The following is a 14353-nucleotide window of genomic DNA, read 5'->3' as shown; positions in this document are numbered from 1 at the left end:
GCCGATCAAACCTGGTCATAAGTCTAGGGACCCACCATGCCCCGCGCGTAGGGTGAGGCGACATGGGGGAACTGCGTGCGGACTGGAGGCTCAGGCTGCGGCGCGGGGGGGCTGATGGTCCCATCTGCGGCGCGGGCGTGCTCATCGACCAGCACACGGCGCTGACCTGCGCACACGTGGTGGGCGACGACCCCGGCACCGTCATGTGGCTGGAGTTCGCGGAGAACGGCCGCCTCCCGCCGGTGGCCGCGCGCGTGATGCCCGGCGGCTGGCTGAGGGAGGGCGGGAGCGGCCAGGACGTCGCGGTGCTGCGCCTGGCCGACCCGCGCCCGCAGGCACGCCCCGCTCCGCTCGACACCGAGCTGTGGGGCGGCATGGAGGTCTGCACGACCGGCTATGCGGAGGGCTTCGACGAGGGCATGACCCTGTGGGGCCGCATCGGCGGCGCGAGCGGCGAAAGGGTGCAGCTCGACGCCGTCACCAAGACCGAGGTGGTGCGCGCGGGCTTCAGCGGCGCCGCCGTGTGCACCCCGCCGCGGGAAGGCTCCCCCACCCGTGTGGTCGGCATCGTCGTCAGCTGGCGCGGCGACATGAGCCAGCCCCTGCCCGAGGACAACCGGGTGGCCTTCTCGTATCTGCTCCCCCTCGACCGCATCGCGGAACTCTCGCCGGTCGTGAAGGAGTTGAGCAGCCCGCATGCCTGGGATCACGCCTTCGAGGAGCGGTTGATCCGGTGGTTCGACGACCCGGACGAGGACCCGGTGAAGATCACCGTGGTGCCACCGGACAGCGGCAAGGACCGCTCGCTGCGCCATCTGCTGCACCGTGCGCACGTCGTCCACCGCGGCGGCGGCAGCAGACCTGACCTCGCCGACCACGCGCTGGACCACATCGACCGTACGGCCGGTGAATACCTGGCGTACTGGGACTGGTTGCGCGGCACCAAACCCCGGCCCGAGCGGGCGGCCGAGCGCGCGCCCGCGCGTCCGGTCACGGTGGTCGTCGACGGCCTCGACGAGGAACCCGAGCCCAGAGGACTGATCGAACTCCTCCTCAGATTGAGGGTGTTGCACCTCCGCCTGCTGCTCGTCTTCCGCCATGAGGGCGGCACCGGCTGGAGCGCGGCCCGGGACGAACTGCTGCGGCCCGCGCTGCTCGCTCACGCCGACAGCCTGATCGACCTGCTGGAGCGCGCGGAGTTCGGCGCCGCGGTCCGCCGCGACGTCGTCGACAGCGCCTCCCTCGGCTCCGTGACCGAGACGGCCGACCTGCGCCGGGCCGAGCGCCGCCGGATCGACGGCGAGAAGGATCCCCACCAGCAACTCACCCGACTGCGCAAGCTGCTGAGGACCTTGCGCACCGACCTGAGCCGCCACGGCGAGCTGTGACGAGGTGCCCGGTGGGGCCCGGGCGAGGAAGGAGGACGACCGGAGGATGACCACCTGCCCACACCGGCACTTCGACGGAGCCGCCTGCGCCGGCACCGTGCTGCCCACCGGCCACTGCGCCGTGTGCGGCCGCGCGGAGGACGGAACCGGGCTGCCCGGCCTGCCCGAGGACCCACGCGAACACGGCCCCCACGACCTGCTCGACCTCCCCGAGCGCGCGCCGCGCCCCGCCGGGGAACGCCTCATCCGCGCCGAGGGGCCGCTGCGCATCCGTATGGCCTGCTCGTCCGCCACCTGCGGTATCACCTTCGCCCCGCCCTACACCGAGGGCCCCGTGCCGATCAAGGGCTTCTGCCCGGCCTGCGGCGAGCGCTACTCGTACGAGCCCGAACTCGCCGAGGGCGACCTGCTGCGCGACCAGTACAAGATCATGGGTCCCATCGCGCACGGCGGCCAGGGCTGGGTCTACCTCGCCGAGGACACCCATCTCGGCGACGTCGTCGCCGTCAAGGGACTGCTCAACCGCTACGAGCACGACGGCGCCCGGCTCGCCGACGTCGAGCGCCGCAACCTCGTCGCCATCCGGCACCCCCGCATCGTCCAGATCCGCGACTTCGTCGCCCGGCGCGACGACCACGGCGAGGTCACCGGCGGCTACATCGTCATGGACGACGTAGGCGACGGCACCCTCGCGAAGGTCGTCGAGGAGACCCGGCGCGGCGAGTCCGTCCTCGACATCGAGCACGTCGCGGCGTACGGCTGCCAGATCCTGGAGGCATTCGTCCATCTGCACGCCGGCGGTGAACGGGTCTTCGTGTACGGGGACATGAAGCCGTCGAACGTCGTGCAGCACGGCGACGGCGTCAAGGTCATCGACCTCGGCGGCATGCGCGAGAAGGGGCAGAACCAGCCGCCCGCCCACGTCACGCCCGACTACATGGCGCCCGAGACCGGCTCCTTGGAGATGCCCACCGTCGCCCACGACCTGCACACCGTGGGCGTCACTCTGCGCGAACTCGCCCGCTGGGCCGTCGACGGGGTACCCGGCCTGGGCACCACCTCCTTCTGGTGGGTCGTCGAGCGCGCCGTCCGGACCGACCCGGGCCGGCGCTTCGCCGACGCCCGGGAGATGGCCGGTCAACTGCGGGGCGCGCTACGGGAGATCCGTGCCCTTCGCGGCAAGAGCGACCCGCCCGAGCCCTCCGACTACTTCCGGCCCTCTCCGCAACTGCTCGGCGCCCGGCTCGGCACCGTGCCGGGCATCGAGCACTGGCTGGCGCGCCCGCGCCGCGACCGGTACGAGCCGCCCGTGGCGCCCGCCCTCGATCTCGGCGCCCCCACGCCCGCCGAGATCGCCGGGTGCCTGCCGGAGCCGAGACGGTTCCCGGGCGACCCGCAGACCGCGCGGTTCGAGGTGAGCAGCGGCTACGACCCCGGCCAACTCCTCGACCAGCAGGACGAGAAGCCGCGCTCGGTGGAGATCTGCCTCCACAACGTACGGGTCCTGCTGGGCCGGAACACCCTCGCGGACCTGGAACGGGCCCAGGAGGAGCTGGACATCGCGGACTCCATCCCGGGCCCGTCCGCCGTACGGCGCTGGCGGCTCGAGTGGCACCGCGCCCTGCTCGCGCTGCGCGGCGCCGGACTCGCCGACAACCCGCGCCAGGCCGCCCAGGCCCGGAGCCATCTCATCCAGGCCAGGAACCACTTCCTTCAGGTCCACTTCGAACTGCCCGGCGAGTACGCCCCCAAGCTGGCTCTCGCCTACTGCGGGGAGCTCCTGGGCGACGACACGGCCGGGCCCAGCGCCAAGGAGCTGTACGAGGCCGTGTTCGCCCGCAATCCCGCGCACGGCGGAGCCGCGCTCGGACTGGCCAGGCTCGCGCTGCGCGCGGGCGACCGCCGGGCGGCCCTCGACGTGCTCGCCCGGGTCGGCCCCGGCACGCTGGACCACACCGTCGCCCGCATCGCCTCGGTGCGCATCCGCGCCGCCCGGCTGCCCGGGGACGGTGATCCGCTGCCCGCACCCGGCGAGGTCGACGCGGCGCTGGACGAACTGCGCGGCCTGGTCGGCAGGAGTCCGGGCGCCGGCGAGCCGAGCCTGTCCGAGGACGAGGCGTTGCGCCTGGGCACCGAACTGCACGAGTGGAAGCTGGACGCGCTGCACAGCCTCGGCGACCGGCCCGGCCCGGCGGGAGGGGCCGGACGGCTCGACGCCCGCCGGCTCAGACGCCTGAGCGGCCCGGAGCGCGAACTGCGCAGGCAGTTGGAGTCCCGCTACCGGCAACTGGCCGTACGCCACCGGGAGTCGGCCGCCGCCCATGAGCATCTCGTGGACCTGCTGCACGCGGTACGGCCGCAGACCGTGTTCTGAGCGCGCGGCACGACAGACCGCGCGGCACCGGCGCGCGGTACGGCGACGAAGGGGAAGGAGCGGTGACGTAGGAGATGAGCAGCCACACCCGGCCGCAGCCGGGCATCCGACTGCACGTCGATCTCGACGGCGATCTGCGTCCGCACCGCAACGTGAAGATCGAGGCCCATCTTCAGGTCGACGTGGCCGCCGACGGGGCTCCCACCGATCTGCCCGCGGTCGAGCTCGCGGTGATCATCGCCGTGGACGTCGCCGAGTCCAACCGGGCGGCGGTGCATGCCCTGGCGGCCGCCCTGCGCGCCCTGCCCGACGGCATCTCCTTCACCCTGCTCGGCGGCGGCCCCGAGCCGAGGCGTTGCTATCCGCTGGGCGACGACGAGTGGGCCGTCGCCAACCAGTACGAGCGGCGCCGGGCCGCCTTCGTCGCCGGCTCACTCCCGCTGCACCAGGACGGGCCGCGTCCCGCCGGCTACGCCTCCTGGGCCTCCGCCTCACGTGCCCTGCTCGCCGGCCGCCCGCTGTCCGTCCAGCATCTGGTGCTGATCACCGACGGCAGCAGCGCCGCCGGCGAGACCCGTCTGGAGGAGGAACTGGACGCATGCGCCGGGCAGTTCACCTGCGAGGTGTTCGCCGTGGGCACGGACTGGTCCCCCGACCCGCTGCTGACCCTGGCCGAACGGCTGCACGGCACCGCCGAGTTCGTTGACGACGGCCTCGCCCAGGCGATCACCGGTGCCATCCAGCGGCTGCGCCGGGTGCACACCCCCCAGCTGCCCATCGAGGTGACCGTGCGGCCCTCCGTCCGCCAGGTCTCGCTGTCCGAGAAGGCACCCCGGGCGCACCGCCTCGGCGGGCTGCCCCAGCCCGGCCGCCCGCACCGCTGGAGCTTCCCGACCTACCAGTGGGAGCAGGGCCGCCGTGACTACCTGCTCACCCTGGTCACCGACGCCGACGCCGACCCGCTGGAGACGGAGCTGCAGTTCGCCATGGTCTCCATCGGCGAGGTCCACGCCCCCGTCCTCGCCCGCTGGCACCTGCCCGACCGGTCCCCGCAGCACGCCCCGGCGGGCGGCGACAGCGTGCGCAACCTCGACGTCACCGCCCGGATGCGAAGCGCCCTTCGCCAAGGGCTCGTCGCTCTGGAGGCGCGCCAACGGGACACCGCCGAAGCCCGCTTGGGGCAGGCCGCCCGCCTGGCGGCAGAGCTCGGCAAGGACTGGGTGCTGGACGAGATCCGCACGGTCGCCGACATCGAGGACGCGGCCGCGGGCCGGATCCGGCTGCGCACCGTCGACGCCGACACCCTGGCCCCGATGATCCTGCGCGCCGGATCCCGGCCCGGCGGGACCCTGACCGAGGCCGTCGGGGCGCGGCCGGGCCCGCGCTGCCACGCGTGCAGCACCCCGGCCGGGAGCGAGGCCCGTTACTGCATCACCTGCGGAAAGAAGCTGCTGTGACGACCGGACGCGCACTCTCCTGGCGCCGATACTCGCCGGCCTCCTTATGGCGCCGGCGGCTGAGCCGTTGGCGCACCCGCCGGCTGCTGGAGGCTCACCTGCTGATCCTTTTCCTGTGCGCGGCCGTGGCGGCGACCGCGCTGTTCTTCTCCTACCGGCAGACCCAGCGCGGCGCCGTGGCGCTCTCCTCCCGGGAGGCACCGGCCGTGCAGGGGCTCGCCGGCGCCCGGCTGGCGGCGCTGCGCTCGTACCAGGAGGCGGACACCCTGCTGCGGGACGGACTCATCGACGTCGCCGGCTCGGGCGAGACCTACCGCTCCCAGCTCTCCGCGGCCGACCAGGGCCTGTCCCGTATCGCCGACCGAACCGACCAGGACCTCGGCACCGTCAACGGTCTGCTCGCCACCTACGGCAACTCCCTCAACCTCGGCACCTCCATGTACCGGGACCAACGCCTCATGCGGGAGCTGAAGTTCCACGAGGCGAGGTCGCTGCTCGTCCGAGACAAGGTGGGACTCGCGCCCCGGCTGAAGAGCCTCCAGCGGAACCAGATGACGCACGCCGGGCACACGGCCGCCATGGGTGCCTGGCAGCGCGCGGGCTGGTGGCTCGCCGAACTGGCCCTGGCCGCCCTCGCGTTGACCCTGCTCTCCGCCCTGTTCGTGCTGCGCGACCGCTGCGGCCGCGACTGGAACCCGTACCTGCTCGCGGCCTTCATCCTGACCGTGGCGCTCGCGGTGATTCCGCTGATGGCGACGTCCACCACCGAGCACGACCTCGACGGGGCGCTGAAGGACCTGCAGCAGATCACCGATGTGTCCGGGCAGATCACCGATGTGCCCCGAAGGAGCGACTCGGAACTGATCGACGCACAGCAGAAGGTCACGCAGACGTCGGAGGAGGTCCGGCAGCAACTCACCGGCCACACCTGGACCGACCGGGTGTACCTGGGCACCTCCGTCGGCGGCCTGCTGATCGTCGTCCTGCCCGCACTGGGTCTCGGCCTCCGGCTCGACGGCGACTACTGGAGGCGACGGTGACCCGCCGGTTCAAGATGCTGGTCCTGTTGATGGTCATGCTGCTGATCGCCGCCGTCGGCGTGGTGGTGGTCTGGACGCAGCACGACGACGAGGAGCCGGTGACCATCCTCGGCACGTGGACCGGGCAGCAGGAGGAGCAGTTCAAGACGGTGCTGAGGGGCTTCGGTATCCCGTTCCACTACCAGGGCACCGCGGCCCAGCGCGAGGTGCTGCTCTCCAAGGTGCAGTCGGGCGAGCCCCCGGACGTCGTGATCATGCCGGGCATCGGTGAACTCGCCGAATACCGGGACCAGAACCGCCTCAAACCGCTGGACCGTCTCTACGACCCGAAGCAGTACGGCGCACCCTGGAACGCGGCCGGCACGGCCTCCGGCCACGTGTACTGGGTCCCGGTGAAAGCGGATCTGAAGAGCATCGTCTGGTACCGCGAGGGCCACAGACCCGCCAACGCGCCCGCGCCCATGAGGAGTTGGTGCATGGGCATGGACGACGACGGCGCCTCGGGCTGGCCCGGCACCGACTGGATCGAAGACCTTGTGCTGCAACGGGCGGGTCCCGGCTTCTACGCGCAGTGGGCACTGAACTCGGGCGGCCCGAAGAAGAAGTGGTGGACGAGCGGTCAGGTGCGCACCGCCTGGGCGGCCTGGGCCGCTCTGCTGGAGAAGAACAGGCCGGCGGCCGGGAAGGCCCTGCTCACCGACCATCGTGGCCCCTCCGGCGGCCACGGGCTGCTGTTCGGCGCAGCGCACGGCTGCACCCTGGAGCACCAGGGCTCCTTCGCGCGTTCCTTCTACGGCAGCAAGGACACGGAGCACGCACGCCTGATGGACTCGGCTCCGCTGCTGCCCGGAGGCGGCACCCGGGTCCGCGCCCACGAGGTGACCGGCGACTTCGCGGCACTGTTCAGCAAGCGGGCCCAGGCCCGAGAACTGATCCGCCGGCTCTCCTCGAAGGAGGCCCAGCAGAAGTGGGCGACAGTGGCGGGCGTCTTCTCGGCGAATCGCCAGGTGGTCCCAAAGGGCGAGGCGGTCGAGCGCCAGATCGCCCAGCGGCTCCTCAAGGGTCCCCGCTGCCTGGACGCCTCGGACGTCATGGCACCGGCCGTACGGGACGCCTTCTACGAGGCGGTCCTGCTGACCATGGCCAGGGTCGCCGAGGGACAGGACCCTCACCTCGGCACTCTTCTGGAGAATGTGCAGCGGGTGCAGGACGTGTCCACGCTGAACGACGGGCACGCTGCGCTGCAGACGGTGTGCAGCACGCATTGAGCCCGGGCGCCCGGCGCACCGCGTGCCGCCCCCGGCTTCAGGCGGTCAGTGGGACTCGCGGGTCACCTCCGAGCCGCTGGAGCCGACCAGGAAGTCCAGGTCGGCTCCGGTGTCGGCCTGGAGGACGTGGTCGACGTAGAGGCGCTCCCAGCCTCGGCGGGGGGCGGCGAAGCCGGCGAGGGTGGCCTTGTCCGGGGTGCGGCGGGCGAGTTCGTCCGCCGGCACGTCGACGTCGATACGGCGGGCCCCGACGTCGAGGGTGACGAAGTCGCCGGTGCGCACCAGGGCGAGGGGGCCGCCCGCCGCGGCCTCCGGGGCCACGTGCAGGACGACGGTGCCGTAGGCGGTGCCGCTCATCCGGCCGTCGCAGACGCGGACCATGTCGCGGACGCCCTGTTCGAGCAGCTTCTTCGGCAGCGGCATGTTCGACACCTCGGGCATGCCCGGGTAGCCCTTGGGGCCGCAGCCGCGCAGGACGAGCACGGAGTCGGCGTCGACGTCGAGTTGGGGGTCGTCGACCCGGGCGTGGAAGTCCTCGATGCTGTCGAAGACGACGGCGCGGCCGCGGTGCCGCAGCAGGTGCGGCGAGGCGGCGGCCGGTTTGATCAGGGCGCCGTCGGGCGCGAGGTTGCCGCGCAGGACGGCGATGCCGCCCTCGGCGACCAGCGGTTCGGCGCGGGTGCGGATGACCTCGCCGTCCCAGATCGGCGCGTCGTCGAGGAAGTCGGTGAGGGGTTCGCCGGTGACGGTCAGGGCGGTGGGGTCGAGCAGGTCGCGCACCTCGCGCAGGACGGCGAGCAGTCCGCCGGCCCGGTGGAAGTCCTCCATGAGGAAGCGGCCGGCCGGCAGCAGGTCCACCAGGACCGGCACACGGGAGCCGATGCGGTCGAAGTCGTCGAGCGTCAGGTCGATGCCCGAACGGCCCGCGACGGCGAGGAGATGGACGACCGCGTTGGTCGAGCCGCCGATGGCGGCGAGCGCGACGATCGCGTTGTGGAAGGACGCCTTGGTGAGGAAGGTCGCCGGCCTGCGGTCGGCGGCCACCATCTCCACCGCCAGCCGGCCGGTGCGGTGCGCGGCCTGAAGAAGCCGGCTGTCGGGGGCGGGAGTTCCGGCCGTACCGGGCACGACCGTGCCCAGTGCCTCGGCGACCAGGGCCATCGTCGAGGCGGTGCCCATGGTGTTGCAGTGCCCGCGGCTGCGGATCATCGCCGACTCGGAGCGGGTGAACTGCTCCTGGGAGAGCGTGCCGGCCCGGACCTCCTCCGACAGCCGCCACACGTCGGTGCCGCAGCCCAGCGGTCTGCCGCGGAAGGTGCCGGTGAGCATGGGGCCGCCGGGCACGACGACCGCGGGCAGGTCCACCGACGCGGCGGCCATGAGCAGCGCCGGGATGGTCTTGTCGCAGCCGCCCAACAGCACCACACCGTCTATGGGGTTGGCCCGCAGCATCTCCTCCGTGGCCATCGCGGCCATGTTGCGCCAGAGCATGGCGGTGGGCCGCATCTGGGTCTCGCCCAGCGACACCACGGGCAGCTCCAGCGGGATGCCGCCCGCCTCGTACACGCCGTTGCGCACCGAGGCCGCGACCTCGCCGAGATGCGCGTTGCAAGGGGTCAGGTCCGAGGCGGTGTTGGCGATGGCGATCTGCGGCCGCCCGCCGAAGGCGTCGTCCGGGGCGCCCCGCCGCATCCACGCCCGGTGGATGTAGGCGTTGCGGTCCTGACCCTCGTACCACTGTGCGCTGCGGAGCCCGGCCATGCGGTTCCTTCCGGCCGTCGGGTACGGCGGTCTACAGTCTGGATCGCCATGGAGCATACGCAGACGTCCGAGGACCGCGGTATCCCGACAGCGCCGACCCCTGCCCGGGCGCCCGTGAGGCGTGGCCACATGCGCGCGTTCGTCCTGACCGCGCCGGGCGAGTACGCGGTCCAGGAGGTTCCGGTGCCCGTGGCGGGTCCCGGGGAGGTCGTCGTCGACGTCGAGCGGGTCGGCGTGTGCGGCACCGATGTCGAGTTCTTCACCGGCGAGATGGCCTATCTCCACCAGGGGCACTGCGCCTACCCGATGCGGCCGGGCCACGAGTGGTCCGGCCGTGTCTCGGCGGTCGGTGACGGCGTCGGTCCCGGGCTGCCCGGCCGCCGTGTCATGGGCGACACGATGCTCGGCTGCGGTAACTGCCGCCGTTGCCTGCGCGGACATCAGCACGTGTGCGAGGACCGGCAGGAGGTCGGCATCCGCGGGGCCCGGGCGGGCGCCCTGGCGGAGCAACTCGTCGTGCCCGCGTCGTCGTTGCACATGCTGCCGGACGCCGTCGATCCGGTACTGGGCGCGCTGGTGGAACCGGGTGGCAACGCGCTACGCGCCGCGCGGGCCGCCGCACCGCGCCCCGGGGACCGTGCCCTGGTCCTGGGGCCGGGCACGATCGGGCTGCTGGCCTCGATGTTCCTGCGGGCCGCCGGTGCGGAGGTCCATCTCATGGGCAGCACCGACAGCTCCCTCGCCTTCGCCCGCGAGCTGGGCTTCGAGCACGTCTGGGCGGAGGGCGCCCTGCCGGACCTGCCGTTCGACGCGGTCGTGGACGCCTCGAACGCCGCCCATCTGCCGGGACTGGCCCTGGAGTTGATCGAGCCGGGCGGCCGCCTCGTGTACATCGGGCTGGCGGGCGAGCGCAGCGGGATCGACACCCGCGCCCTGGTCCTGAAGGACGTGACCGCGGTGGGCATCCTGTCCGCCTCCCCCGCCCTCGACGCCACCATCCGCGCATACGCGTCCGGTTCGGTCGACCCGAGGCCGCTCGTCGCCGCCACCGTGGGCCTCGGCGAGGTGGGGCCGGCACTGACCGGTGAACGTCCGCGGGACGCAGGCCCCGGGCCCAAGATCCATGTAGACCCGACCATTTAGGAGACGGCGTACCAGGAGCGGGGCGCTCCCCCGCCGGCGGCTCGGGACCGGGTCACTCGTCCGGCGACCGCTCTTCCCGCGGCGGCACGGCGATCTCGCTCCAGACCTGCTTGCCGCCGGCCACCGGCATGGAGCCGAAGGCCTCCGACATCGCCTCGACCAGCAGCAGGCCCCGGCCGCCGGTCGACTCCCAGTCCACGATCACCGGCTTGGCCGGCGCACGCGGCGAGGAGTCGGTGACGCAGACGCGCACCTGGTCCCCGCGCAGCGCGAGGTCGAGGCGGACCGGGCCCTGAGTGTGCACCAGCGCGTTGGTGACCAGTTCCGACACCACCAGCAGCACGGCGTCGGCCACCTCCCCGACCTGCCATCCGCGCAGCGTGCGGGCGGTGAAGCGGCGTGCGTGCATGACGGCGTCGGGCAACCGCCACACCACCCAGCCGGCCCGGATCGGCAGGGTCTGCATGCCGTCGTAGCGGAGCAGCAGCAGCGCCACGTCGTCCTCGCGGCGGCCGTCCTCACCGAGCAGGCGGTCGGCCATGCGCCCCAGATCGCCCGGCTCGGCGGCGGCGAGTGCCGTGCGCGTCCGGTCCATTCCCTCGTCGACGGGGAGGTCCGCCGCCTCCACCAGGCCGTCGGTGAGCAGGGCGAGTACCGTGCCCGGGGTCAACTCGACTGCGGTCATGGGGAATTCGGCCTCCGCGAGGATGCCCAGCGGGAGGCCGCCCTCGACCTCTATCTCCTCCGTGCTGCCGTCGGGATGGCGCACCAGCGGTGCGAGGTGCCCGGCCCGGACGAACAGCGTGTTGCCCTGCTCCAGGTCGAGTTCGGCGTAGCAGCAGGTGGCGAAGAGGTCGGTCTCCATGCCGACGAGGAGGCGGTTGGCGTGCGAGACGACCACGTCGGGCGGGTGGCCCTCCACCGCGTAGGCCCTGACCGCCGTACGCATCTGGCCCATGATGGTCGCGGCTCCCGCGCTGTGCCCCTGGACGTCGCCGATGACCAGCGCCACCCGGTCCTCGGACAGGGCGATGACGTCGTACCAGTCGCCGCCCACCTGCAGTCCCCGCCGTGCGGGCAGGTACCGGGCCACGGCCGTCGCGCCGGGCAGTTCGGGCAGGCGCCGGGGCAGCAGGCTGCGCTGGAGCATCGTGGCGAGCTCCTGCTCGGCGTCGTGCTCGTGGGCGCGCTGGAGGGCCTGCCCGACCAGCGCCGCGGTGGCGGTCAGCAGGGACCGCTCGTCGGGCAGGAACGCGTGCGGCCGGTCCCAGCCGACCAGGCACACGCCGGCGATCCGTCCGCGGGCGGGCAGCGGCAGGACGGCCAGCCCTCCGTCGCCGATGCCCGCGAGTCCGACCTCGAAGTCCGAGCCGGCGGGCCACAGGTCCAACCGGCCGTCGCGCAGGGCCAGTTGCAGGGTGGGCAGGGAACTGACCGGCGCATCGGGCCATTCCGTGCGCCACTGGGCGCGCCAGGTCTGCGGCCAGGCGCCGGGCTGCGGCGGATCGAGCACGGTGACCATGAGCCGGTCGCCCTGCAACTCGGCCAGCGCCACGCGGTCGGCGCCCAGCGGCTCACGCAGGGCGGTGACCACCACGCGGCCCACGTCGGGGACCGTCGTGGCGTCGTCGAGTGCCGCGGTCAGCCACTGGATCCGGGAGACGTCGTCGGAGCCGCGGCGCAGGACCCGGGTCGCCGTCACCACGCCCAGGACGCGTTCCGGCCCGTCGCCGCCGCGCGCCACGACCCGGCAGCTCAGGCTCAGCCAGCGCATCTCGCCCGCGGGGCCGCGGACCCGGAACTCCAGCTCCCGCCGGGCGGACGGCTGGGCGGCCGGTTCGAGGACCGACACCAGGGCGTGCATGTCCTCGGGCAGGGCGTGCGCGAGCAGGGTGTCCGCCTTGCCGTCGAAGTCGGCGGGCGCGATGCCGAGGAGGCCGAGCAGGGTTTCGTCCGCCTCGACCACACCGGTGTCGGGCACCAGGACGAAGGAGCCCGCGTGCAGATTCCGCAGCGCGGGCCGCAGTACCGGCGACGGCACGGATCCGCGGGTGTCGGCCGGGAGCACGCGGGCGACGGCGTCGGCGTACCGCTCCAGGAAGTGCCGCTGCTCGGCCTCGAATCCGCTCCCGGAGACGCCCACCACGACGAGGCAGCCGAGTCGTTCGCCGTCCGCGGCGAGCGGCAGCGCCCCGAGCGGCGCGTCGGCGTGCGGCTCCCCGTAGGTGGCCAGGTCCGCGGGGCTCAGCCACAGGGGCCGGCCGGTGCGGAAGGCGTGCGCCGCGGGGGAGCCCTCGGTCAGGGGCATACGCTCGGGCGGCCGGTCCTCGGACGCGTGCCGGCGGACCGTCTCGGCCGGACACAGCTCCGCCTCGCCGGGTCCGGGCACATAGACGGTCGCCGCGGCCACCCCGGCGAACGCCAGAACCTGGTCGCCCGCCGCGTCGGGCGGCGGAGGCGCCGCACCGGTGACCGCGGCGTCGGCCCCGGCTGCCCGCGGCGGAGAGACTCCCGCCCGGGCTCGGCCGTCGTGAGGCATGTCGGCAACTACCTCCCGTCCGCGCCGCAGCGGCTGAGATCGGGCATCTACTCCCCAGAGTCCCATACCCAGCTGTATCGCATTGGACCGTTCGGCGGCCCGGTGGACGGGCCGATCGCCCGGCGGCGCCCGGCCCTCGCGGTGGCCGCCGCCGCGCGCTCGCAGATCATCGTGGCCGGTGCCACACTGACGACAGGTCGTCCCGCCACGCGCACGTGGGCGTCCCAGAAGGATCTCCGTCCCGGAAGGAGGTCCCCCGGCATGAAGGTCTGCGTACGGGGCACGGCGGTCGCGATGACGGCGCTCGTGACGGCCGTGGCCGTGGCCGCCTGCGGTTCGGGCGCCGCCGACGCGCCCGGCGGCGGGAACACACCGAGGATCGCCGTGCTGCTCCCGGACGCCACCACGGCGCGCTGGGAGACACAGGACAGGCCGCTGCTGGAGAAGAAGATCATGCAGTTGTGCGCCGACTGCAGCATCCAGCACGCCAACGCCCGGGGCGATGTGGCGATCCAGCAGGAGCAGATGGACTCCGTGATCACCTCGGGCGTCGACGCCATCGTGCTGGTGCCCGTCGACGCCCGCTCGCTGGGCACCGCGGTCACCAAGGCGGCCGATGCGGGCATCCCGGTGATCTCCTACGACCGCCTCTCCGAGGGCCCGATCTCCGGCTACGTCTCCTTCGACGGCGAGCAGGTCGGCAGGCTCCAGGGCAGGGCGCTGCTGAAGGCCATGGGCAGTAACGCGAAGAGTCAGCAGATCGTGATGATGAACGGTGATCCCAGCGACCCCAACGCGGTGTCGTTCAAGAAGGGGGCCCTGTCCGTGCTCACCGGGAGAGTGAAGATCGGCAAGGCGTACGACACCCTGGACTGGCGGACGGAGATCGCGTACGCGAACATGTCGGGCGCGATCGCCGCTCTCGGCGCCGGCAGGATCCAGGGGGTCTACGCCGCCAACGACGGCCTCGCCGCCGGGAGCATCTCCTCCCTGAAGGCCAACAAGGTCGCCCCGCTGCCCCCCGTCACCGGGCAGGACGCCGAGCTCGACGCCGTGCAGCGCATCGTCGCCGGCCAGCAGTACATGACCGTCTACAAGCCCTTCGGCCCCGAGGCCTCCGCGGGCGCCGCCATGGCCGTCGCCGCGGCCCGCCGGACCCCTCTCGCCGAGGTGGGCAAGGACAAGGTGCGCACCAGCCCGGGGAAGCCGGTTCCGGCCGTCCTGCTCACGCCGGTCTCCGTGACCGCCGCCACCATCAAGGACACCTTGGTGAAGGACGGCTTCTACACCGTCCGGCAGATCTGCGTTCCCCGGCTGCTGGCCGCCTGCAGCGAGACCGGACTGATCTGACACGCCCGTTTCGGCCGGGCCGGGCCCCGGGAA

At 73.1% G+C, this 14353-nt stretch carries 9 protein-coding genes; 7 read left to right on the top strand and 2 right to left on the bottom strand.

Going from position 1 to position 14353, the window contains the following annotated elements:
- The first annotated feature begins 62 nt into the window (after positions 1-62).
- The 5 genes from ACIBN2_RS02820 to ACIBN2_RS02800 all read left to right on the top strand — a co-directional run bounded on the left by ACIBN2_RS02820 (position 63) and on the right by ACIBN2_RS02800 (position 7527).
- Complete coding sequence (locus ACIBN2_RS02820) at positions 63-1388, top strand: serine protease (RefSeq protein ID WP_399132302.1); 1326 nt, start codon at positions 63-65, stop codon at positions 1386-1388.
- Positions 1389-1434: 46 nt separating this feature from the next.
- Complete coding sequence (locus ACIBN2_RS02815) at positions 1435-3762, top strand: tetratricopeptide repeat protein (RefSeq protein ID WP_399132301.1); 2328 nt, start codon at positions 1435-1437, stop codon at positions 3760-3762.
- 74 nt (positions 3763-3836) lie between these two features.
- Positions 3837-5219: a hypothetical protein gene (locus ACIBN2_RS02810; RefSeq protein ID WP_399132300.1), complete on the top strand. Its 1383-nt coding sequence runs from the start codon at positions 3837-3839 to the stop codon at positions 5217-5219.
- Positions 5216-6259: a hypothetical protein gene (locus ACIBN2_RS02805; protein ID WP_399132299.1), complete on the top strand. Its 1044-nt coding sequence runs from the start codon at positions 5216-5218 to the stop codon at positions 6257-6259. Before ACIBN2_RS02810 ends, ACIBN2_RS02805 begins: the two co-directional genes overlap by 4 nt.
- Positions 6256-7527, top strand: a complete 1272-nt coding sequence (locus tag ACIBN2_RS02800) for a carbohydrate ABC transporter substrate-binding protein (protein WP_399132298.1) — start codon at positions 6256-6258, stop codon at positions 7525-7527. Before ACIBN2_RS02805 ends, ACIBN2_RS02800 begins: the two co-directional genes overlap by 4 nt.
- Positions 7528-7572: 45 nt before the next feature.
- On the opposite strand, the gene ACIBN2_RS02795 is transcribed toward ACIBN2_RS02800, so the two are convergent.
- Positions 7573-9288 (bottom strand): IlvD/Edd family dehydratase, encoded by a 1716-nt coding sequence (locus ACIBN2_RS02795; RefSeq protein ID WP_399132297.1) that lies wholly within the window; start codon positions 9286-9288, stop codon positions 7573-7575.
- Positions 9289-9417: 129 nt separating this feature from the next.
- On the opposite strand from ACIBN2_RS02795, the gene ACIBN2_RS02790 reads away from it, so the two are divergent.
- Positions 9418-10431 carry a zinc-binding dehydrogenase gene (locus ACIBN2_RS02790; RefSeq protein ID WP_399132296.1) on the top strand — a complete coding sequence of 338 codons (1014 nt, stop codon included), beginning with the start codon at positions 9418-9420 and terminating at the stop codon, positions 10429-10431.
- A gap of 52 nt (positions 10432-10483) precedes the next feature.
- On the opposite strand, the gene ACIBN2_RS02785 is transcribed toward ACIBN2_RS02790, so the two are convergent.
- On the bottom strand, positions 10484-12970 hold the full coding sequence (locus ACIBN2_RS02785) for a SpoIIE family protein phosphatase (RefSeq protein ID WP_399132295.1): 2487 nt from the start codon (positions 12968-12970) through the stop codon (positions 10484-10486).
- Between the two features lie 261 nt (positions 12971-13231).
- On the opposite strand from ACIBN2_RS02785, the gene ACIBN2_RS02780 reads away from it, so the two are divergent.
- Positions 13232-14320: a sugar ABC transporter substrate-binding protein gene (locus ACIBN2_RS02780; protein ID WP_399132294.1), complete on the top strand. Its 1089-nt coding sequence runs from the start codon at positions 13232-13234 to the stop codon at positions 14318-14320.
- Positions 14321-14353 lie beyond the last annotated feature (33 nt).

Origin of the sequence: Streptomyces sp. NPDC050534 (assembly GCF_044457745.1) — a bacterium.
In the GTDB taxonomy this organism is placed as follows: domain Bacteria; phylum Actinomycetota; class Actinomycetes; order Streptomycetales; family Streptomycetaceae; genus Streptomyces.
The sequence above is the reverse complement of the archived record's forward strand: the minus strand, read 5'-3'. Positions and strand labels throughout refer to the sequence as shown.